The sequence below is a fragment of the Psychroflexus gondwanensis ACAM 44 genome (genome assembly GCF_000355905.1).
GTDB lineage: Bacteria > Bacteroidota > Bacteroidia > Flavobacteriales > Flavobacteriaceae > Psychroflexus > Psychroflexus gondwanensis.
On record NZ_APLF01000007.1, the window covers coordinates 64,870 to 85,798 of the forward strand.

Annotated in this window: 21 protein-coding genes; 6 read left to right on the plus strand and 15 right to left on the minus strand. The window is 36.0% G+C overall.

The window, feature by feature from the left end:
• Positions 1–3: 3 nt before the first annotated feature.
• The 7 genes from PGOND44_RS08010 to thiL all read right to left on the minus strand — a co-directional run bounded on the left by PGOND44_RS08010 (position 4) and on the right by thiL (position 6,515).
• Positions 4–1,512 carry a proton-conducting transporter transmembrane domain-containing protein gene (locus PGOND44_RS08010; protein WP_003439641.1) on the minus strand — a complete coding sequence of 503 codons (1,509 nt, stop codon included), beginning with the start codon at positions 1,510–1,512 and terminating at the stop codon, positions 4–6.
• Positions 1,509–1,862, minus strand: coding sequence for a Na+/H+ antiporter subunit C (locus PGOND44_RS08015; protein WP_003439644.1), 354 nt, complete (start codon positions 1,860–1,862; stop codon positions 1,509–1,511). Before PGOND44_RS08015 ends, PGOND44_RS08010 begins: the two co-directional genes overlap by 4 nt.
• Complete coding sequence (locus PGOND44_RS08020) at positions 1,863–2,276, minus strand: Na+/H+ antiporter subunit B (protein ID WP_003439646.1); 414 nt, start codon at positions 2,274–2,276, stop codon at positions 1,863–1,865.
• Position 2,277: 1 nt separating this feature from the next.
• Positions 2,278–4,584 carry a putative monovalent cation/H+ antiporter subunit A gene (locus PGOND44_RS08025; RefSeq protein ID WP_003439648.1) on the minus strand — a complete coding sequence of 769 codons (2,307 nt, stop codon included), beginning with the start codon at positions 4,582–4,584 and terminating at the stop codon, positions 2,278–2,280.
• Between the two features lie 148 nt (positions 4,585–4,732).
• Positions 4,733–5,146, minus strand: coding sequence for an OsmC family protein (locus tag PGOND44_RS08030; RefSeq protein WP_003439650.1), 414 nt, complete (start codon positions 5,144–5,146; stop codon positions 4,733–4,735).
• Positions 5,147–5,236: 90 nt separating this feature from the next.
• Positions 5,237–5,440 (minus strand): putative signal transducing protein, encoded by a 204-nt coding sequence (locus tag PGOND44_RS08035; RefSeq protein ID WP_003439652.1) that lies wholly within the window; start codon positions 5,438–5,440, stop codon positions 5,237–5,239.
• 19 nt (positions 5,441–5,459) lie between these two features.
• Positions 5,460–6,515: a thiamine-phosphate kinase gene (thiL, locus tag PGOND44_RS08040; RefSeq protein WP_003439654.1), complete on the minus strand. Its 1,056-nt coding sequence runs from the start codon at positions 6,513–6,515 to the stop codon at positions 5,460–5,462.
• 128 nt (positions 6,516–6,643) lie between these two features.
• Between thiL and PGOND44_RS08045 the strand changes: the two genes are divergently transcribed.
• From PGOND44_RS08045 to PGOND44_RS08060, 4 genes are read left to right on the plus strand one after another with little or no spacing between them, the layout of a single operon-like run.
• Positions 6,644–8,059, plus strand: a complete 1,416-nt coding sequence (locus PGOND44_RS08045; protein WP_003439656.1) for a choice-of-anchor B family protein — start codon at positions 6,644–6,646, stop codon at positions 8,057–8,059.
• Complete coding sequence (locus PGOND44_RS08050; protein ID WP_003439658.1) at positions 8,059–9,426, plus strand: hypothetical protein; 1,368 nt, start codon at positions 8,059–8,061, stop codon at positions 9,424–9,426. Before PGOND44_RS08045 ends, PGOND44_RS08050 begins: the two co-directional genes overlap by 1 nt.
• A gap of 1 nt (position 9,427) precedes the next feature.
• Entirely contained in the window at positions 9,428–10,186 is a 759-nt protein-coding gene (locus PGOND44_RS08055) for an MbnP family protein (protein ID WP_003439660.1), read from the plus strand.
• A 9-nt stretch (positions 10,187–10,195) separates the two neighbouring features.
• The gene (locus tag PGOND44_RS08060; protein WP_003439662.1) at positions 10,196–11,236 is read left to right on the plus strand and encodes a cytochrome-c peroxidase; all 1,041 of its coding nucleotides are present in this window, start codon (positions 10,196–10,198) and stop codon (positions 11,234–11,236) included.
• On the opposite strand, the gene PGOND44_RS08065 is transcribed toward PGOND44_RS08060, so the two are convergent.
• Positions 11,233–13,008: a glycoside hydrolase family 15 protein gene (locus PGOND44_RS08065; protein ID WP_003439665.1), complete on the minus strand. Its 1,776-nt coding sequence runs from the start codon at positions 13,006–13,008 to the stop codon at positions 11,233–11,235. The genes PGOND44_RS08060 and PGOND44_RS08065 overlap by 4 nt on opposite strands.
• 80 nt (positions 13,009–13,088) lie before the next feature.
• Between PGOND44_RS08065 and PGOND44_RS08070 the strand changes: the two genes are divergently transcribed.
• Positions 13,089–15,296 carry a bifunctional alpha,alpha-trehalose-phosphate synthase (UDP-forming)/trehalose-phosphatase gene (locus tag PGOND44_RS08070; protein ID WP_003439667.1) on the plus strand — a complete coding sequence of 736 codons (2,208 nt, stop codon included), beginning with the start codon at positions 13,089–13,091 and terminating at the stop codon, positions 15,294–15,296.
• 50 nt (positions 15,297–15,346) lie between these two features.
• Entirely contained in the window at positions 15,347–15,586 is a 240-nt protein-coding gene (locus PGOND44_RS08075; RefSeq protein WP_003439668.1) for a hypothetical protein, read from the plus strand.
• A gap of 51 nt (positions 15,587–15,637) precedes the next feature.
• Here the strand turns inward: PGOND44_RS08075 and PGOND44_RS08080 are convergent, their stop codons facing one another.
• Genes PGOND44_RS08080 through sufD form a run of 7 tightly spaced genes read right to left on the minus strand, consistent with a single transcriptional unit; the run spans position 15,638 to position 20,912 of the window.
• On the minus strand, positions 15,638–16,546 hold the full coding sequence (locus PGOND44_RS08080) for a DUF3078 domain-containing protein (protein ID WP_003439670.1): 909 nt from the start codon (positions 16,544–16,546) through the stop codon (positions 15,638–15,640).
• Between the two features lie 49 nt (positions 16,547–16,595).
• Positions 16,596–17,108: a DUF2480 family protein gene (locus PGOND44_RS08085; RefSeq protein ID WP_003439671.1), complete on the minus strand. Its 513-nt coding sequence runs from the start codon at positions 17,106–17,108 to the stop codon at positions 16,596–16,598.
• A 3-nt stretch (positions 17,109–17,111) separates the two neighbouring features.
• Positions 17,112–17,435: a DUF59 domain-containing protein gene (locus PGOND44_RS08090; RefSeq protein WP_003439672.1), complete on the minus strand. Its 324-nt coding sequence runs from the start codon at positions 17,433–17,435 to the stop codon at positions 17,112–17,114.
• 4 nt (positions 17,436–17,439) lie between these two features.
• Positions 17,440–17,871: a SufE family protein gene (locus PGOND44_RS08095; RefSeq protein ID WP_003439675.1), complete on the minus strand. Its 432-nt coding sequence runs from the start codon at positions 17,869–17,871 to the stop codon at positions 17,440–17,442.
• A complete protein-coding gene (locus tag PGOND44_RS08100) occupies positions 17,864–18,307 on the minus strand; it encodes an META domain-containing protein (RefSeq protein WP_003439678.1) in 444 nt (147 codons plus the stop codon). The genes PGOND44_RS08095 and PGOND44_RS08100 overlap by 8 nt, the downstream gene beginning before the upstream one ends.
• Entirely contained in the window at positions 18,304–19,548 is a 1,245-nt protein-coding gene (locus PGOND44_RS08105) for an aminotransferase class V-fold PLP-dependent enzyme (protein WP_003439681.1), read from the minus strand. Before PGOND44_RS08105 ends, PGOND44_RS08100 begins: the two co-directional genes overlap by 4 nt.
• A 50-nt stretch (positions 19,549–19,598) precedes the next feature.
• Positions 19,599–20,912: a Fe-S cluster assembly protein SufD gene (gene sufD, locus PGOND44_RS08110; RefSeq protein ID WP_003439683.1), complete on the minus strand. Its 1,314-nt coding sequence runs from the start codon at positions 20,910–20,912 to the stop codon at positions 19,599–19,601.
• Positions 20,913–20,929 lie beyond the last annotated feature (17 nt).

A 20,929-nucleotide genomic window follows, 5' to 3' on the forward strand; every position in this document is an offset into this window, starting at 1 on the left:
GACTTATCTTTTTAAAACAGCGTCTATATATAATTCGTTATTTATTAATTCTGAAGCTATTCTCTGAGACAGCTGCTGAATGTGTTCCGCCCCAAATCCAATATATAAAGTTACAAAAGTTAGAAAAGCAATTGGGAATATAAAGGTGAATTTTTGTCCTATCCTGAGTTGGTCAAAATAAATAAACTTTTCGGGAAAATTTATTTTGGGTTGATCTTTCCAAAAAACCTCCGACCAAAGTTTGGCAATAACTATAAGGGTGATTAAGCTTCCGAAGATTAAAGCTCCAAAGAACCAATATTCTTCTGCATTGAAACTTGCTAAAATTAGTGAAATTTTAGGCCAATACCCCGATAACGGTGGTATTCCGATAAGAGAAAATAATGGAATTGCCAAGAGTAAACTCAACTTGGGATAATTGGCGTACAAACCACCGAGTTTCTTCATGTTGGTTGTGCCTTTAATTCTATAAATCAAACCGCTTATCAGGAATAAATTCGTTTTAATGATAATATCGTGAATAAGATAAAAAATAACACCTGCCATGGCGACTTCAGTAAATAAGGCTAAACCTCCAATCATAAATCCAATATGGCAAATGATAAAGTACATGAATACTTTCTTCATATTATTTTGGATAATAGCCCCAACACCGCCACTAAAGATAGTCATGATAGCAAGGGTTAAAAGCAAAATACTTAAAAATCCTTCTCCTCCATAAATCAGTGTAAAAACACGTATTAAAGCGTAAACTCCAACTTTGGTAAGCAGTCCTGCAAATATGGCAGAAACTGCCGATGGCGGGGTGTGGTAAGATGCAGGAAGCCAAAAGTACAAAGGAAATATAGCCGATTTGATTCCAAAGCCAACCAGAAATAAAACAGCGCTTATTTCCACTAAGTTTCTATTTTGGACTTCAGCAATCTTCAATGAAATATCTGCCATATTCAAGGTTCCTACCAAGCCATACAGAACTCCCAGAGCCGTTAAAAAGATCATGGACGCAAAAAAGTTAAGTGCAAAATATTTGACGGCGCCTTCCAATTGATTTTTTTCTCCCCCAATGCTTATCAGGACAAAAGAACTGATAATAATAATCTCAAACCACACGTATAAGTTAAATATATCACCAGTTAGAAAAGCTCCATTTAGCCCTAAGAGCAAGAAATGAAACACGCTGAAATACCCAAATCTCAATCTTGCTCTTATAACGGATATCGTAGAAAATATAGATACTGCAAAACCTGCAATAGCGGTGAGTAAAACTAAAGTCGCAGCCAACATATCTCCCACAAATACAATTCCAAAAGGCGCTTCCCAATTTCCCGATTGCACCACTTGTGTACCGTTATTATACACAAAAATAAAAACCCAAATGGCAACAAGTAGAGCTATAAAATTGGCAACTACGCTAAAGATTTTTTGAAAATCCACTTTATTCCAGAAAAACATCAATACGATGCTGAAAAACAGGTGAACCACTAATGGTAGTATAATGATATCGTTTGTCATGAATCTTCGTCTGTAGTATTAAGTTGGTCTAAATCGTCTGTTTTAAGGACTTTAAAAGTTCGTTTCATAAGTATAATAGCAAAGGCTTGTAACCCAAAACTAATGACTATGGCTGTAAGTATTAAGGCTTGTGGAATTGGATCTGCATAAACTCCTTCCAAAACTTTTTCTGCAGAATCTATGATTGGAGGCTCCCCTTTGGTGATACGACCTAAGACAAATATCAATAAGTTCACTCCATTTCCAAGAAGGATAATACCCAGAATAAGTTTCACCATGCTTCGACGCATAATCATATAAATGCCAGACGCATATAAAACACCAGTAATAATTGCTAAGAGTATTTCCATTTAAGCAGATTCTGAAATTGTAAAAATGATCGTTAAGGCCGCTCCTATCACGACTAGATATACACCAAGGTCAAAAAATAACGCAGACCCAATTGCGCCTATGACTGGTATTGGATTTTCCGCCCAAATTCCTGTCATAAAGGGCAAATCGGAAAAAACCATTGGAGAAATTCCGCTTAAAAAAGCCACTAAAAGGCCCAAAGGCATCAGAAATCCTGGATGTATTTTTAATATGGTTTTCGTTTTTTCTAATCCATTGGAAAAAGCATCCAAAACAAAAGCAATTGCGGCAACAAGACCACCAACAAATCCTCCCCCTGGTAAATAATGCCCTCTAAGTAAAATAAACACAGAGAATATTAGTAATACCGGAATCAAGTAACTAGATGCTGATTTTAAAATTAATGTCCTCATATTATTTTTTATCTTTTGTCTTTAGCCTCAATTTCAGTAATCCAAAAACTCCTAAGGCCGCTACTATCAATACTGAAATTTCTATCATCGTATCTATCCCTCGGAAATCTACCAAAATAACGTTGACTATGTTTTTGCCTTTTGCCAACTTATAAGCATTTTCAGCATAGAATTCTGTGACTTCGGTGTTTTTGGTTTCGCCTAAGACTTTTAGAATAAGAAGCGTAATTAAGACACCAAAGCTTACGGATAATATACCGTGTTTGATCCTGAGTCGGCTATCGGATAAATTCAAGTATTTCGGTAATCTGTAAAGTACCAGAACAAATAAAATAACAGTTAGGGTATCTACAGAAAATTGAGTCATTGCTAAGTCTGGTGCACTATAAAACAAAAACAGCAAACTGAATGACAGCCCTACTACTCCTAAAGAGGCTACAGCAGCCAATCTAGATTTGGTAAATACAGTATATAAGACCCCTAAAAGTAACATTATCAAAATGGAGATCTCGTAAATGGTTAAATCTGCTAGCGAAGAGGTGTCTATCTTTAGAGAAAAGTCTGAAAAGATTAAGTATCCCAAAAGCAAAATGAGAAAGCTTACGATTATAAAAAGATAATGTCTCAAATAACCTGTTTGAAAAATATTGGTCCAGTATTTAGAAAACACAGCAAACCCCTCAGATAGGTTTAATAGTAATGTTTTGGGTGCAATTACATCAAGTTTTGCGATAGTATTCTCCAAAGAGTGCTTTGGTTTCAAAACAAAATATAAAACGGTACCCAAGATAAGCGTAGTGGCACTAAGCGCTAAAATGGTATTAAAGCCATGCCATAGTTTAAGATGAAAATCCTCGAACTGAAGTGCTTGTGTCATTGCAATAGGCTTTGCTATAGCTGTTTCAATAAGACCAGGAAAAAGACCAAATACCAATCCAGCACAAGTCATGATAAGAGGTGGAACCCACATTAGCGGACTTGGCAGATGAACTTTTTCAAACTTTTTTGGTAGTTTCCCGATAAAAGGCTTTACTCCCGCTACAAAACCAGCGTAAAACAATAATACGTTTGTGGATAGAGCTATAATGGTGAGTAAGATCGCATTATCTTTAAAATGCAAAGTAGATTCATAAATTAAATCTTTACCTACAAAACCCAAAGTAGGCGGAACACCACCGCTAATGAGCGCAGCGATAAAGCCAGCTATAGCGACTGGCAGCAAGACTTTTCTAAGACCTGCAAGTTGAGTCACATCTCTGGTCCCCGTTTCATGGTCTATAATACCGGTGATCAAAAATAAAGAAGCTTTATAGAGAGCGTGAACCACAATAAAAACTGCAGCAGCGATAAGAGCTGCTTGGGTTCCGATTCCAATCAAAAAAACCAAAATTCCTAATGCTGAAATAGTTGAATAGGCTAAGATTCCTTTGAGATCTGTTCTAAAAATAATGTGGATGGCAGAGTAAATCATCGTAACTCCCCCTACTACAATCAATACGGTATGCCAAATTTCTGCACCATTTAAAACGGGTGACATTCTAAATAATAAATAAACTCCTGCCTTTACCATCGTTGCAGAATGCAAATAGGTAGAGACCGGTGTTGGAGCCTTCATCGCTCCAGGTAACCAGAAATGAAATGGAAACTGTGCAGATTTGGTGAAAGCAGCACTAAATATAAAGAATAGAATTAAAACATAATGCGAGCTATCGGCAATGGCTTCTCTTGAAGATAGCATTTCGGAAATACGATAGGTGCCAGCAACATCTCCAAGTAGAACGGCACCACCTAATAGCATTAATCCTCCTATACCAGTTACGCCAAGTGCAATTAATGCAGATTTTCTAGAATCTTCTTTATCGTTGTTAAAACCGATTAAATAAAAGGAGGAGATGCTCGTTAGTTCCCAAAAAATAAACATAGTCATCAGGTTATCCGACAGAACTAAGCCAAGCATTGCTGCCATAAATAGGCTCAGATATCCGTAAAACCTGTCTAAATATTTGTGATCTTTTAGATAAGCAGAGGTATATACAAAGACCAAGGTCCCCACACCCGTAATCATTAAAGCAAATAAAAGTGCCAACCCATCTAAGGTAAAGCTAAGATTAACTCCAAAACTGGGGATCCATTCGTGGTTTTCGTAAATAACTTTACCATCAGCTATTTCACTGATAAATGTAGAGAAATAAATAAAAAGACTCAACGGGATTAACGAAGACAATACCGCTAGTCTGCCTCTAAAGTAAGAGCCTGCAAATACTAAAAATAAAGAAAATAAAAATCCTAAAAGTACTGCTTCTAGCATGTGCAAAATTATTTATTACAAATATATCGTTTATTGATGAAGACTCTATGTCAAATAAAAAAAGCTCTAGCGAATTTACATAGAGCAAAACCTAAATAAAAATGCTGTTGACCTTTTCAACAGCATTTTTTAAAGATAATCCTTATTGTTACTGAACTAAAGTAGCCTCTACTGAAATTTCAGTAGATAGAAGCTTAGAGATCGGGCAATTCTTTTCAGCTTTCTCAACTAAACTATCGAATTTCTCCTGACCAATTTCTGGTATTTTGGCTACAAGTGTGAGATGAGAATTTGTGATAGACCCATCTTTAAGAGTTATTTCCCCTTTAGTTTCAAGACTTTCAGGAGTATAACCCTCCTCGGTTAAAAAACCAGACAATTGCATTGAAAAACATCCTGCGTGAGCTGCTGCAATTAACTCTTCAGGATTTGTCCCTTTTCCGTCTTCAAATCTAGACTTAAAAGAATAGGGTGTGTTATCTAAAATACCGCTCTGTGAAGAGAGGTTCCCTTTACCTTCTTTAATACTACCTTCCCAAACTGCTTTTGCGTGTCTTTTCATAATTTTTAATTTTTCTTAAAATTAGAAAATAATCACTTATCTCACTAAATTTTCAAATAATATTAACCTAAGGTCTAGAATTAAAACCTGCTAGCTTTCTTGAAATTTTTCAATAATTGCTCTAGCCTTGTCTTCATTATTTTCAGAAACAAAAAGTTCATACTGACCAAAAGCACCCGCGTAGGAACTATCCATTTTATCTTTTTCAAAATAGTCTATATCCTCGGACATTAACAGGTTCTTAATTCCCATTAATTCTACTTTAGACGTTGTAGTAAATATTTTAATTTCCATAAGTTCCAAAATTTAGTTTTTAATCTTCGTCCTCGTCATTCATCCCGTTCCAACCTCTAGCCTTAATTGGGATTTTAGTATTCATCCTAGAAATGAGATGTATGCCTTCACTTTGCTCAGCCATATGACCGATAATCGTTAAATGTGGGTTCGCTTTTATTTTTTCAAAATCAGTTTGGTCTACCGTAAATAAAAGCTCATAATCTTCCCCTCCATTGAGAATCACTGTGGTAGAGTCCAACTCAAACTCTTCGCAAGTTGAAATACACATTGGATCAAGAGGAAGTTTATCTTCAAACAGATTTGCGCCAACTTTAGAATGTTTGCATAAATGCATCAACTCTGAGGATAATCCATCACTAATGTCAATCATAGAAGTCGGTTTTACTTCCAAAGCAGCTAAGAGTTCTACAATATCTTTTCTTGCTTCAGGCTTTAATTGCCGCTCTACAATATAATTGTATTTCTCGAGATCTGGCTGATCGTTTGGGTTCACTTTAAACACCTCATTTTCTCTTTGCAACACCTTCAGCCCTAGAAAAGCACCTCCTAGATCACCTGAGACTACAAGTAAATCATTAGGTTTAGCACCACTCCTATAAGTAATATCCTCTTTTTCGGCTTGACCAATCGCGGTAATACTTATCGTTAACCCCTTTATTGCCGAAGTGGTGTCTCCACCAACAACATCTACATTGTACAATTCTGCAGCTGTGGCAATTCCACTATACAACTCTTCCAAGGCCTCCACTGTAAAGCGATTGGAACACGCAATTGAGACTGTAATCTGCTCTGCTTTTGCATTCATCGCATACACATCAGATAAGTTTACCACTACAGCCTTATAGCCTAAGTGTTTTAGAGGCATGTAGGCTAGATCGAAATGAACGCCTTCTACCAAAAGATCTGTAGTCACCACTGTATGTTTATCATGTTTTAAAACTGCTGCATCATCACCGATACCAGTAATAGTTGAGGTTTGCTTAATTTTAAAAAATTGGGTCAAGTGGTCTATTAAACCAAACTCACCGAGTTCTGATAATTTGGTTTTGCTCTCTTTTGTATTTTGAAACATAACATTTTCAGTTTGATTGCAAAGTTACTCAAAGGAATTGAGAAGGACAGCATATTTAAGTTGGTCTCTATGGGTCTAAAAATCAAATCTTGACTAGAGAATAATTACTTACATTTGAAAAAAACATCTTGAAAAACATCTACTCTTTTCTCGCCTTAATTTTTTTGAGCTTCAATTCGTATTCTCAAACTCCCTGTGAAAATGGTTTTGCTGGGCCTTATCCTTGCAATGACTACGATTTAATGTCCCAAATTGACTTAAACACCCTTTCAGCATCTGATGGAAATGACTCTTGGGGCTGGACAGATCCTCAAGATGGTAAAGAATATGCGATCATGGGGTTGACTAATGGTACTGCCTTTATTGATATTTCATCTCCTACAAACCCTATATACCTAGGTAAATTACCAACACATACGGATGCTAGTCAATGGAGAGATATAAAAGTTTATGGAAATTATGCTTTTATCGTTTCGGAGGCCCCAGGACATGGCATGCAAGTCTTCGACCTCACTCGACTTCGCAATGTTAGCAATGCACCCACAACTTTCACCAACGATGCACATTACGATGGTTTTGGTAGGGCTCATAATATTGTGATCAATCCAGAACAACCTTATGCTTATGCTGTTGGGACCACAACTTATAATGGCGGACCTCATATCGTCGACATCTCCAATCCTTTAAATCCTGAATTAGCGGGAGGCTATTCTGGTAGTTTTTACACTCACGATGCTCAGGTTGTCACTTATAATGGGCCTGATCCTGATTATGCTGGTAGAGAAATTTATTTAGGAAGTAATGCAGATGAAGTTGTCTTTGTAGATGTTACAGATAAGTCCAACCCCGTTTTAATTTCAGATATTTCATATACCAATGTCGGATATACTCATCAGGGTTGGTTAACAGAAGATCAAAAATATTTTTTCTTAGGAGATGAATTAGATGAAAGAGACTATGGTTTTGATACAAAAACGATAATATTTGATTTAGAAGATTTAGATAACCCTATGCCTCATCACGAATATTTTGGCCCAACTGGAGCCATAGACCATAATGGGTATATTAAAGGAGATACATTTTATTTATCGAATTATACCGCAGGCATAAGAATCATAGACATTTCTGGTGTAGGTGATAAAGAGATAAATGAAGTAGGCTTCTTCGATACCTATCCTGAAAGTAATAGTTTTGATTTTGATGGCGTGTGGAGCAATTATCCCTATTTTGAAAGCGGTAATATCGTGGTTAGTGACATTAACAGGGGGTTCTTTTTAATTAGACAATCAGGTACTCTAGAAACCTCTAATTTTCAAAACCAGGAATTTAAAATTTTCCCTAATCCTGCGTCGTCTTATGTCACTGTTCTAAACACCCAAGAAGACATTCAAAAAATTGAAATTTTCAATCTTTTAGGTCAAAAAATCTTTTCCAAAGCTTATCAAGATGAAAAGCAAATTCAGGTCAATCTAGAGGCTTTCGACTCTGGCCTGTATTTGCTTAAAATAAATAATTCTTTCACTCGTAAATTGATCATCGAATAATGTTTAATAAAATAGTTTTCATAATAAGTCTAGGATTAATTCTTTCATGTTCCAAAGATGATGAATCAGTAATTCCAGAAGGAATTGACCAGGAATTTATGGGTGAGATAGACCTTATCAAGACTATTGGGGGATCTCAACAAGATGATTTCTTATCTGTAGTAGCAACCCCCGATGGTGGTATTGCAGCATTTGGTTTTACACAAAGTAATGATGGTGACATTACGGGTAAGCCTTCAACAGATAGTGATTATTGGCTTGTAAAATTAGATAGAGATTTAAACATCCAATGGCAAAAGGTATTTGGGGGAAGTAATGACGATAGAGGACAAAGTATAATCCAAACCGATGACGGAGGCTTTGCCGTCACTGGATTTTCTAGGAGTAATGATGGCGATATTTCGGGAAATTTTGGATTTCAAGATTATTGGGTCGTAAAATTAGATGCTTTAGGGGGTATTCAATGGGAAAAAAGCATCGGTTTTTCTGGAAACGATAGAGGATATGATATTATACAGACTCAAGATGGCGGCTATTTTGCTACCGGATTTCTGGATGTCACTTCATCTGGTGGAGAGGGAAATGATGATTTCGAGAATTTGAAACCTTCATCAAAGCCTAAAAGAGCAAAGCATGGCGTGGGAGAATATTGGGGTATAAAATTGGATGCTGAAGGTAATATGGAATGGAGACGTTATTTTGGGGGCACCAATAATGACAGAAGCTACGCTGTTATACAAACACAAGATGGCGGCTATATCCAAACAGGACATTCTGAAAGTGATGACTTTGATATTACTGACCCGAATGGAAGTTATGACATTTGGGTGGTCAAAACTTCTGCTGATGGCAATTTAGTTTGGGAAAAAAACTTTGGAGGAAGCAGTATCGAAATTGCTTTTGATATTATAAAAACAGAAGATAATCACTTTATGCTAGTTGGTGATACTAGGAGTAGTGATAAAGATGTTTCAAACCCGAGAGGTAATGCAGATATATGGATCATCAAGTTCGATACGGATGGGAACTTGATTTGGGAAAAAACCTATGGTGGACCAGAATTCGATTCTGGAAAGTCTATTATAGCTATAGGAAATAATGACTATTTTATAACCAGTAGCTCAAGAAGTGAGACAGATCAATTGGAGATCAACTATGGCTCTAATGACATTTGGGGATTTATCATAGACGGTAATGGAGACTTAAAATGGCAAAAAACCTTCGGGGGAAGTGGTCTTGACTTTGGGAATGATGCTGCAATAAATTCCAGTAGGGAGATTTTCGTAGTTGGTACCACGGCAAGCAACGACAGCGATTTCCCAACAAATAAAGGAGATAACGATGCCTTTATTATAAAATTAAAGTAATATGAAAAAGATAATTTGCTTTGTTCTTATTTCAATGTTGGCAGTTTCTTGTAAAGACGATGATACTATTGAAACTACGAGTATAGAGATCAGCTTTGCTAATAAGATAAACTCTCAAAACATAGAATTGAATACCGGAGTTTATCAAACTACATTGGGTGAGTCTTACTCCATTAATGAGCTAAAATATATCATCAGTAATATCTCATTTATTAAAGACAATGGTGAAATCTTCACTTATCCTGTAGAAGACAGTTATTTTCTAGTCGATGAAGAGGTGCCTTCCAGTAAAATTATAAGCCTAGAAAACATCCCCGTTGTCAACTACAAGAAAATAAAGTTTGGGATAGGCGTAGATCAATCCAACTACCCACTCAATGATGTAGATAACTTTGTGCCTACAGCAGAAGAAAGCCTAATGCATTGGAGCTGGTCGGCAGGGTATATCTTTTTTAAAATAGAAGGTGAATATTCTTCAACTGGAGATCAACCTGATGAGAATTTTCTTTTTCACATTGTCAGCCATGGGACCAATCTAGATAATTACAAAACTGTAGAGTTATCTTCGAATTTTGGTTTTGATCTCACTGAAAATAAATTAATCTCTATCGAAGCTGACTTATCTAAGCTCTTTAATGCGGTCTACGATATTAGGATAGAGGATAAACCTGATATTCAAGTAGATCCTGTAAACGCTCCAAAGATTGCAGAAAACGTGAGTCAGTTATTTTCTTCAGTTCCTTTTAGTTCAACAGAATAAACCACAAACATGAATAAAGTATTTCTCATCCTGGTATTGATAGTATGTTTTGCCTGCAGCGGTGAGGAGAATACTTATGTTGAAATTTCAGAAAATAAAAAATTAGACTTCCCTCAGCCAGATTTCTTTCCACAACCTGTTTACAATTTGGAAGAAAATCCACCTACAGAAAAAGGCTTTGAGTTAGGTAAAAAATTATTTTACGATGGGAGATTATCCTCAACAGGAGTTATTTCTTGTGGATTTTGTCATGTACAAGAGTTTTCTTTTACACACCATACCCACGAAGTGAGTCATGGTGTGGATGGTGCTTTAGGAACCAGAAATGCCCAACCTTTAATGAATTTGGCTTACTTCGAAGAATTCTCGTGGGACGGTGCAGCCCAACATCTCGATTCTTTTTCCATCATCCCTATTACAACAGATACAGAAATGAATGAAACGGTGTCTAATGTCATTAACAAACTCAAAAGCGACCAAGTCTACAGTGAATTATTTGCCGAAGCATTTAACAATGGCGAGGTGAATACTCAAAATATGTTCAGAGCTTTGTCTCAATTTATGGTGATGATGGTATCTGCAGATACAAAATATGATAAAGTTTTAGAAGGAAATTCTGTCTTTAGCGAGGAAGAGTCTGCTGGTCAATCCTTATTTGAAGCTAAATGTGCAAGTTGCCATAAGGGTATCCTTTTTACAGATCAATCCTATAGAAACAATGGATTATCTATTGATCCTAGGTATAATGATATTGGACGTGAACGCGTAACAGGACTTGAGGAAGATAAGTACAAATTTAAAGTCCCTACCTTAAGAAATATCGCAGTGAGCCTTCCCTACATGCACGATGGACGCTTTCAATCTTTAAAAGAAGTTTTAGATCATTATGACTCTGGAGTGGAACCTACACAAAATTTAGATCCTAGCTTACAACAAGAAAATAACTTGGGAATCTCGCTCACAGAAACTGAAAAAAACCAACTGATTTCTTTTCTAAATACCTTAACCGACGATAACTTTTTACTCGACCGGCGATTTTCTGAGTTTTAAGACGTCTCTGCTTTAGATAAATTTATAGCCGTTTCTATCAATGCCAAATGAGAATAAGCCTGTGGAAAGTTCCCCAGCAGCCTTTTTGTTTTAAAATCGATATCCTCACTCATCAATCCTAGGTGATTAGAATAACCGATTAACCTCTCAAATTGTTGCTTAGCGTCTTCCACTTCGCCAATTTTAAACAAACTATTGATATACCAAAATGTACAAATCGTAAACGATGAGCTAGGCAAGCCAAAGTCGTCCTTATTTTTATAGCGATACAGAAGTCCATCATTTGTTAAATGCTTTCCTATAGCCTTTACAGTACTTACAAACTTAGGATCCTTAGCATCGATGAAACCATAGGTTTCCATCAAAAGTACAGAGGCATCTAGATCTTTAGAATTATAGGATTGAGTAAACGCCTGCATATCTTCGTTCCAGGCATTCTCCATAATATCATTACGTATAGCTTTTTCCAAAGTTTTCCAGCGTTCAAGCTTGGAGGATTTATGAAAGAGTTTTGAGATTTTTATAGCTCTGTCTATAGCCACCCAGCATAAGACTTTTGAAAAGGTAAAATGTCGATCTTCAGTCCTGAATTCCCAGATTCCTTTATCGGGCTCTTGCCAGTGTTTTCCGACTACCCACGCAATCCCTTTCGTAATAGTCCATAATTCTTCTTTATTGTCTATATCTGATTTAAACTTGACTAATTCTTGATAAATGACATCCACCAATATTCCGTAGATATCATTTTGCTTTTGTGCATAAGCCGCATTTCCAATTCTCACAGGTTTAGAATCCTTATATCCAGAAAGATGTGTTAAGTGCTTTTCAGTCAATTGCTTTTCTTTATTGATTCCATACATGATTTGAAGTTTTTCATTCTTATCTGGAATCAAATCTATTATGAATTGTAGATAGCGTTTTATCATTCTTTTATGACCTAATTGAGAGACTACTTTCACCACCATGGAAGCATCTCTAATCCAACAGAATCTATAGTCCCAATTCCTCACCTCCCCTATCGTTTCGGGTAATGAGGTCGTCGCTGCCGCTAGGATTGCCCCAGTTTTATCATAACTCAAAAGCTTAAGAGTCATCGCACTTCTTAAAATCATATCATCATAAGTGCCAAACTTGGGCGTTTTTGAACTCCAGTTGAGCCAATAGTCTTTGGTTGTTTCTAAGTCTAGAGAAACAGACTCCATGTCTGGGAGCTCTATCTTTTCGTTATAAGACAATAGGAAAAAAGCATCTTCAGTCATGGAGATTTCTTTTGAATTTGCAACAGCTTCCTTATCTAAGGACGTGTAAAGAAACAAGGTATCAAACTCATCGGCTTCCGTAAGACCTACGATAAAATTTTCTTTGATGAATATCTCCGTGTTTCCAAGAGCATACTCCAATTTTGGATTAAAATCAACTTTTAGTTTAGGTGTTCCCTTAGTGACTTTCAAATACCTTATGAGTTCTGGAGGGGTGTGATAAACCTTATCTTTTTTGAGATAACGTGATAAGAAATCATAGACTTCAAAGCTAGCATCTTGAGACGAAAAAGTAGTTTTGAGAATACAAGTGTCTTTGACATAAACCTGAGTTATTTCGTAAGAATCGTCCACATGAAAAGCGAATTGCCCCCCCTTCTTTTCATCTAATAATTTAGCAAAAACAGAAGCAGAATCAAATTCTGGCAAACAACACCAATCAATTGAACCTGTTTCGGAAACCAAAGCTGCTGTCCTACAATTCCCTATGATTCCATAGTTTAGATTATTCATCAATCCTGAGTTTTTGGGAGATTAAAATCATATTTTTGATTAAATAAAAGGAAATAATACGAGTTTAACAAAGATTCCTTATGAATAAAACAATAATTGTATCCAATAGACTGCCTCTACAAATAAGCATAGAAGATGATCACCTCCAAGTAAGGCCAAGTGTTGGCGGACTTGCTACAGGACTTAAATCTGTCCATAAAGAGAGCAATGGAATTTGGATTGGCTGGTCAGGACTTACCCAAGAGGAACTTACTCCCGAGCTTGAGGCTAAGGTTGAAAAAGCCGTTCATAAAGAGCAATGTGTCACTGTGAGTCTCACTCAAAGTGACCTAGACTTGTATTACTATGGCTTTAGTAATCGAACATTATGGCCACTGTTTCATTATTTTATAGAATATACAGAGTACGATCCCGAATCTTGGAATGCCTATAAACGCGTGAATGAAAAATTTGCGGAAGTGGTTTTAAAACACGCAGAAGATGGTGACCAAATCTGGATACAAGACTACCAACTCTTACTGGTCCCTGCACTTGTTAAAGCTAAAAAACCAAACATTTCTATCGGATTCTTCAATCATATTCCTTTTCCTTCTTATGAAATATTCAGAATCTTTCCTAAGCGTAAAGAACTTTTAGAAGGTATGCTTGGTGCCGATTTAATTGGTTTCCATACCTATGATTACGAGAGACACTTTTTAAGTTCTATAAAACGCATTCTTAGTTTGGAGGTTAATTTCAACAAAGTTACCTATAACAACAGAATCATAAAGGTAGACTCTTTTCCGATGGGCATCGATTACAAAAAATTTAAAAATGCTGCTCTTAAGCATGATAAACAAGATGAAAATAACAAATCCGAAATTCAAAAAAGACTAGATCAACATCTTCAGAAAGAAGTTGGTATGAAAATGGTGCTTTCCATCGATAGAATGGACTATACCAAAGGGATCCCTAACAGGTTAAAAGCCTTTGACTATTTTTTAAAGAAATATCCACAATTCCAAGAGAAAATAAGACTCGTTATGCTAGCAGTACCTTCAAGATCTCAGGTACCTCAGTATCAAAAATTGAAGCAAGAAACCGACGAACTTGTAGGTAGAATTAATGGTGAATTTTCCACGGTGAGCTGGACCCCCATTTGGTATTTTTATAGAACCCTACCTTTTGAAAATTTAATAGACCTGTACACCTCATCGGAGGTTGCCTTAATTACTCCCGTAAGAGACGGAATGAACCTCGTTGCTAAAGAATATATTGCCACTCGAACCAAAGAGGACGGTGTGCTAGTCCTTAGTGAAATGACAGGGGCCTCAAAAGAACTCAATGAAGCTTTGCTTATCAATCCTTTCAATTATGAAGAAATTGCGGACACTCTAAAGCAAGCTTTAGAAATGCCAAAGGCGGAGCAAAAACAAAGAATGAAGGCTCTTCAAGACCGAGTGTCTAGGTATAGCGTAGAGAAATGGGCAAGTGAATTTATGAACTCCCTAAAACAAGTACATAAAGTATATAGTCTTATCCAGGCCTCAAAATTGAAGTCAACTGATATAGAAAATTTCAGAGAGAAATTGAAATCCTCTGAAAAAAAGGTGATGTTTTTAGATTACGACGGGACTTTGGTCAACTTTACTAAAAACCCTCAAGATGCTAAACCAGATTCTGAGCTTTTCCAATTATTAAATGGACTTGAAAAAATTGAAAATCTCGAGCTAGTCATTATCAGCGGGAGAGATAAAAAAACGTTGAATGAATGGTTTAAAGACACTCCTTATACTCTAGTATCCGACCATGGCGTTTCCATTCGCGAAAAAGGGCAAACATGGAAAACTCTAGAGCATTTAAAAACCGATTGGATGGAAAACGTTCTCCCTGTTTTGGAAACTTTTGTGGATAGAACACCAGGAACACTTGTTGAAAAAAAGAAATTTTCGCTAGCTTGGCATTATCGAGATACTGATATCGAATTGGCTCAAAAGCGAGTTGTAGAAATAAAAACGGTGCTAACCAGTTTTATCTCTAACACAGACCTTACCTTGCTGGAAGGTAATAAAGTTATTGAAATAAAAAGTAGTAAAGTGAATAAAGGCAGAGCTTGCACTTATATTTTGAATCAAAATCCTGCTCAACATGTCTTTGCCATTGGAGATGACTGGACCGATGAATTTATGTTTGAGGAGCTTCCAGAAAACTCACAAACCATAAAGGTAGGTGTTAAAAAAACTAAGGCTAAATTTTATGTAACTAGTGTAGAGGAAGTGAGGAGTCTATTAAAAGGACTCCCTAAATAAAACGGCTTTGAAAAAAATGTGTTCTTTAGCCAAAATTATTAATCAAACTTATGAGTAAACAAATAAAATTAATTTGGGACTTTAGAGGTCCAAATGCAGAGAAGACAGCGGAGCATCACACCATTCATTTGAATGACTTCTTAAATGTAAATGCTTTAAATCTAAAGGTAACAGGAACCGAAAAGCTAGATGACTTTCATTTTATCGCTTTTATGGTAGTTGAAGAAGTCGACATGAAATCTGTAAGAGATCGATTAAAACCTCATCGAGGGCAAGTCTACAAAAACTAACTAATCTCCTAAGAACAGCATAGTTTAGAGTTTAAGCTTAATGGATTAAATTCAAAAAGTATAATTTAAACCAACACCTAAGACTTCTCTTATTTGAAAACCCCTTACGGAATTGTCATCATATATGGCCTGGAAGGTAAAATTCGCCGAAATATATTTATTTACACTCATAATAAGATTTAAGGTATAATCTATATCTACATTTAGCGGATCTTCAAGATAATTAGAATATAAGCTTAATACGTTTCCTACAGTAATGCCTTCCATGACTTTGAATTTTACAAAAGCATTCACAGAGGCACCAAATTCGGTCCGTATACTTTCACCTTCATCAATACCGAAAAAATCACCGTCTACATAACCTGGAGTAGTAGTAAATTTCTTGTTGGCAGTAATGATACGGCCTGTTACTGGTGAAATATTGACACGAATATCGTCACTTTCTTTCCATAAAATACCAAACCCTAATTGAGTAAAGGCTGGAGACATGAATTCTGTTTGAAGTCTCCTCGTATCGTTTCCGTCTACATCTTCTCCAAACTCATAGCCCTTGTCGAACTGAGATCTGAAATTCACAAAGGCAGATGTATACCATTTGGACTGTCCTATTTGGCGGCCAATGGTCGAATTGAGCTCTAAACGATCATTTGTTTTCCTGTAGAATTCTTGATCCTTAATCTTGTTTATACCATAGTCCCCTAAGAGCTTAGTATCCCAGGCATATTTTCCTTTGTTGTAATAAATATCGTAGTTAACCACAATGTTAGCTGAGTAGTTGGTAGTTCCACCACCTTGCCAGTCATCATTAAAGGCTGCTTGATTGATCAGAAATTGAAAATTTCCTTCGGTTTTCCAAATGGTATCGTTTTGTGAAGAAGCGGGAACACTTTGAGATTGTGCTTGTAATATTGAACTTAAAAAGGGAATGGAGAGAAAGCTTAAGATGTATTTAAACTTCATTTTTTAATAATTTTATGGAGCAAATGAAATTATAAAATTGAGATACTACCTAAACCTTTCTAGGTTTTTTATAAAGAGGAACAGCTGAACATGCTTCACCATACATAATTGACTTAGCAACGGGTTGTAGCATTTGTAAAGCAAATAAGTACGCATTTTCTGGCACTGGTTTATCAGAACAGCCTTTTATAATAATGGGTTTATCTTTATAATCAGTAAGGTCTATTTGAGAAAGCGCCTCTTGGTAAAGCAACGAGTTTAACACCTCTAAAGATCCATAAACGACTTTTTGGGCTATCCCCTCCAGATATGTGGTTATTAAAAGATAGGCCCAACTTGGAATTATAGAATCGGTTGAACAATAAAGGGCTACGTAGGCATCTTCATATTGATTCCAATTATGTGCTTTAAGCTCTAGCCTAAAGTCTTTTTCTTTAAGAATAATACCCTGGAACAACCACTCTTTGATATCGATTTGTACTCTTCTCCCTTTTGGATAATAATCCTCTAGGTTAAAAGTTATCAGAGAACTTAGTGCCACCTTATTTACAATCTCAGCCATAGCTTACAACATTCCTAATTCAAGTTTTGCTTCTTCACTCATCAATTCTTGGGACCAAGCAGGATCAAAGGTTAATTCCACTTCACATTCGTTGACCCAATCTAAAGAAGCCGCCTTTTCCTTCACCTCTTGAGGAAGAGATTCTGCTACTGGACAGTTGGGAGAGGTTAAGGTCATTAAAATTTTGACATCACTATCCTCATTGACAAAAACATCATAAATGAGTCCAAGTTCGTAGATATCTACAGGGATTTCTGGATCGTAAATAGTTTTTAAAACTCTTACTACATCTTCTCCAAGTTGATCTGTGTTTAGTTCTTCAGCCATAATATTAAGCTTTATTTTGTTGGCTATTATATGCAATAGCGTACATTTTCATTTGTTTTATCATACTCACCAATCCGTTAGCTCTATTTGGTGATAAGTGTTCCTTAAGTCCAATTTCATCTATGAAATCTGTGTTTGCTCCAATGATGTCTTCTGGTTTTTGTCCAGAAAATACACGGATAAGTATCGCAATAATTCCTTTGGTAATTATGGCATCACTATCTGCTGTAAAGTCGAGTTTATCATTATCCATCGCTCCATAGACCCATACTCTACTCTGACACCCTTTTATAATGTTTTCGTCGGTTTTATATTGGTCTTCAATAAGTGGAAGAGATTTACCAAGGTCGATCATATATTCATACCGATCCATCCAGTCTTCAAAGATGCTAAATTCTTCTACAATTTCTTTTTGTCTTTCTTGAATATTACTCACTTTTTTCTTTCTTTTTTTCTGCCTTAATTAAGACGTTTCCTTCTTTAGATTTTAAGTATATAACTTCAGATGAATTATTAAATTGAGTGACTGAAGCTGCTTTTTGAAAAAATAAATTCTCAAGATCCATTTTATCATCGCAATACATTTTTGTTGCTGAAGCAAAGCCTAAATCCAAAACTCCATCCTTCAATTTATAGCTGAAGTTATAATTATTACACCCCGAGTATCCTGAAATTGTAGAGTTTTCTGGATTGACCTTCAACGTTAGTTTAGAGTCGGCAATTTCTTTCTCCCCTAATTGTGTTATCACATAGTCTTGAGCGACAAGCTTTTCTGAAGTCATTTTCCCTTGTTGTTGAGCTTTACAAGAAGCGAAAATTAAAACAATTGAAAGCAACGCAAAGCCTGTTTTTAAAATTGAGGATTGTTTCATAATAGCATAGATTTTGCTTTTTTCAAAGCAGTAATAAAAGAGTCAATTTCTGCTTTCGAGTTGTAAAATGAAAAAGAAGCACGAACCGTTCCTGGAATTTTATAAAAATCCATAATAGGCTGAGCGCAATGGTGCCCAGTTCTCACTGCAATTCCCATTTTATCGAGTAAGGTTCCAATATCATAAGGATGCAAACCTTCAATGTTAAATGAAAGAACCGCCGTTTTATGCTCTGGAGTTGTCCCGTAAATTCTTACGCCGTCTATTTTTTCTATCTCCTCGGTTGCATAAATAAGCAACTGCATTTCATAAGCTGCAATGGTATCGAAGCCAATAGCATTCATATAATCTAGAGCGGCACCAAAGGCTATACCTCCAGAAATATTTGGAGTTCCAGCTTCGAACTTATGTGGTAAACCGGCATAAGTCGTCTCTTCAAAAGTCACTTCATCAATCATTTCGCCACCACCTTGATAAGGAGGTAACATGTTCAAAAGCTCTTCTTTTCCATATAACATACCTACACCTGTTGGACCACAAATTTTATGGGCAGAAACCGTGTAGTAATCAACGTCCAAAGCTTGAACATCAGCTTTTAAATGTGGTGCTGATTGTGCGCCATCTATTAAAACCTTAGCATTAACTTGGTGAGCTAAATCAATGATTTCTTTGATAGGATTTATGGTCCCTAAAGCATTGGAAACATGATTTACAAAAACAAGTTTGGTATGCTCGTTCAACAAGTCTTTATAAGCCTCCATTACCAATTCTCCCTTTTCTGACATCGGGATCACCTTCAATTTGGAACCTGTTTTCTGACAAAGCATTTGCCATGGAACAATATTGGAGTGATGCTCCATTGCCGATACCAAAATCTCATCTTCAGGCTTCAAAATGGAAGCATATCCATTGGCAACCAAATTAATACTATGCGTAGTCCCAGAAGTCATGATAATTTCGTGGCCATGTTTCGCATTGAAATGAGCCCTCACTTTTTCTCTAGCAGACTCGTAAGCATCTGTAGCAATTTGCGAAAGTGAATGCACTCCTCTGTGGATATTAGCATTCTTATTTTCGTAATAGTCTACAATACAGTCTATAACCTGTCTTGGAGTTTGAGAAGTGGCAGCATTATCAAAATATACCAAAGGTTTTCCATTAATTTCTCTATGAAGAATAGGAAAGTCTTTGCGTATGCTATCTATATCTAAAAGTTGTTCAGAAGTATTCACCATGTTCATGTTTCGTTTCTTAAAATTTTACTTCTTAGTAAGTTAACCCAATTGAATTCTTATAAGTTGAATCCTAATTCGACTTCAAGTTTTAATGCAATTTGTTTGGTAATCCTTTTTTTGATTTCTGGAATTTTAACGCTGCTCATAACCTTGTTTGCAAAGGCGAACATCAGTAAAGCTCGAGCTTCTTTTTTAGGGATTCCTCGAGTTCTTAGGTAGTATAAGGCTTCATTGTTTAATTGGCCAATCGTACAACCGTGACTACATTTTACATCATCTGCAAAAATTTCCAATTGTGGTTTAGAGTTACAAGTAGCCCCATCATCTAACAAAATATTATTATTGCTTTGGAAAGCATTTGTCTTTTGAGCCAATCTATCTACGAGAATACTCCCATTGAAGACACCAACCGATTTTTCAGAAAAAATTCCCTTATAATCTTGATGACTTTCACAATTAGGCTCGATATGATGGACCAGAGTATTGTGATCTACATGCTGTTTTCCTTCTAAAATAGTAACTCCTTTAAGTATGGAATTACAGTTCTCTCCATGCTGATAAAACCTCAAATTATTTCTAGTGATTTTTCCACCTAAGGAAAACGTATGTAAAGAACAGGTACTATCACGTTCTTGTTTAATAAACGTATTGTCTATGAGAGAAGACGTGGTCTTATCATTTTGAATTTTATAATAATCCACTTCAGCATTTTTTCCTACATAAACTTCTGTCACCGAATTGGTAAGCACAGGATTATCCGTCAAACTTTGATGTCTCTCAATAATTTGAACATGAGCACCCTCTTCAGCAATAATTAAGTTTCTAGGTTGAACCATTAAAGCTGACTCATTTCCTGTAGAAAAGTTCAGAATTTGAATAGGCTTTTCTGCACTTACGTTTTTAGGAATTCTAATATAAGCACCTTCTTTAGCAAAAGCTGTGTTTAAAGAAGACATGCTCTCCTCAGGAACAATTTTATTAAAATACTTATCCATAACGGACTTGTACTTAGGCTTGTTCAAAGCCGAAGACATCAAACAAGCATCCAACTTATCGTGAGTAGTTCTCGACAGGTGAGAAGAATAAATTCCATCAATAAATACGATAGTATACGTATCTATATCATGTATTAAATACTTCTTTATATCCTTATAATCTATAGCATCTTCCTTTTTAGGAAATATGCTGTAGTCTTCTTTCAAGATAGAGTTGAGTGAAGTATATTTCCAAGCTTCCATCTTTTTGGTAGGAAATCCGGTAGTTTCAAAAAACTTTATAGCTTTGTTTCTTACATTATGGATATCGTTTTCCATATCCACTTGCTCTTCAAAAGCAAGATAAGAAGACATTAATTTTTCTTTAAGTTCCATGTTTTAAATCTTTAAGG

Excerpts from the sequence above, each read along its gene's own strand:
- PGOND44_RS08055 (WP_003439660.1), top strand. The coding sequence starts at position 9,428 with ATGAAAAAGATAATTTGCTTTGTTCTTATTTCAATGTTGGCAGTTTCT.
- PGOND44_RS08090 (WP_003439672.1), bottom strand. The coding sequence starts at position 17,435 with ATGGCTGAAGAACTAAACACAGATCAACTTGGAGAAGATGTAGTAAGA.
- thiL (WP_003439654.1), bottom strand. The coding sequence starts at position 6,515 with ATGTTTCAAAATACAAAAGAGAGCAAAACCAAATTATCAGAACTCGGT.
- PGOND44_RS08070 (WP_003439667.1), top strand. The coding sequence starts at position 13,089 with ATGAATAAAACAATAATTGTATCCAATAGACTGCCTCTACAAATAAGC.
- PGOND44_RS08010 (WP_003439641.1), bottom strand. The coding sequence starts at position 1,512 with ATGACAAACGATATCATTATACTACCATTAGTGGTTCACCTGTTTTTC.
- PGOND44_RS08025 (WP_003439648.1), bottom strand. The coding sequence starts at position 4,584 with ATGCTAGAAGCAGTACTTTTAGGATTTTTATTTTCTTTATTTTTAGTA.
- sufD (WP_003439683.1), bottom strand. The coding sequence starts at position 20,912 with ATGGAACTTAAAGAAAAATTAATGTCTTCTTATCTTGCTTTTGAAGAG.
- PGOND44_RS08085 (WP_003439671.1), bottom strand. The coding sequence starts at position 17,108 with ATGGCTGAGATTGTAAATAAGGTGGCACTAAGTTCTCTGATAACTTTT.
- PGOND44_RS08030 (WP_003439650.1), bottom strand. The coding sequence starts at position 5,146 with ATGAAAAGACACGCAAAAGCAGTTTGGGAAGGTAGTATTAAAGAAGGT.
- PGOND44_RS08015 (WP_003439644.1), bottom strand. The coding sequence starts at position 1,862 with ATGGAAATACTCTTAGCAATTATTACTGGTGTTTTATATGCGTCTGGC.
- PGOND44_RS08020 (WP_003439646.1), bottom strand. The coding sequence starts at position 2,276 with ATGAGGACATTAATTTTAAAATCAGCATCTAGTTACTTGATTCCGGTA.
- PGOND44_RS08050 (WP_003439658.1), top strand. The coding sequence starts at position 8,059 with ATGTTTAATAAAATAGTTTTCATAATAAGTCTAGGATTAATTCTTTCA.
- PGOND44_RS08080 (WP_003439670.1), bottom strand. The coding sequence starts at position 16,546 with ATGAAGTTTAAATACATCTTAAGCTTTCTCTCCATTCCCTTTTTAAGT.
- PGOND44_RS08060 (WP_003439662.1), top strand. The coding sequence starts at position 10,196 with ATGAATAAAGTATTTCTCATCCTGGTATTGATAGTATGTTTTGCCTGC.
- PGOND44_RS08100 (WP_003439678.1), bottom strand. The coding sequence starts at position 18,307 with ATGAAACAATCCTCAATTTTAAAAACAGGCTTTGCGTTGCTTTCAATT.
- PGOND44_RS08065 (WP_003439665.1), bottom strand. The coding sequence starts at position 13,008 with ATGAATAATCTAAACTATGGAATCATAGGGAATTGTAGGACAGCAGCT.
- PGOND44_RS08035 (WP_003439652.1), bottom strand. The coding sequence starts at position 5,440 with ATGGAAATTAAAATATTTACTACAACGTCTAAAGTAGAATTAATGGGA.
- PGOND44_RS08075 (WP_003439668.1), top strand. The coding sequence starts at position 15,347 with ATGAGTAAACAAATAAAATTAATTTGGGACTTTAGAGGTCCAAATGCA.
- PGOND44_RS08105 (WP_003439681.1), bottom strand. The coding sequence starts at position 19,548 with ATGAACATGGTGAATACTTCTGAACAACTTTTAGATATAGATAGCATA.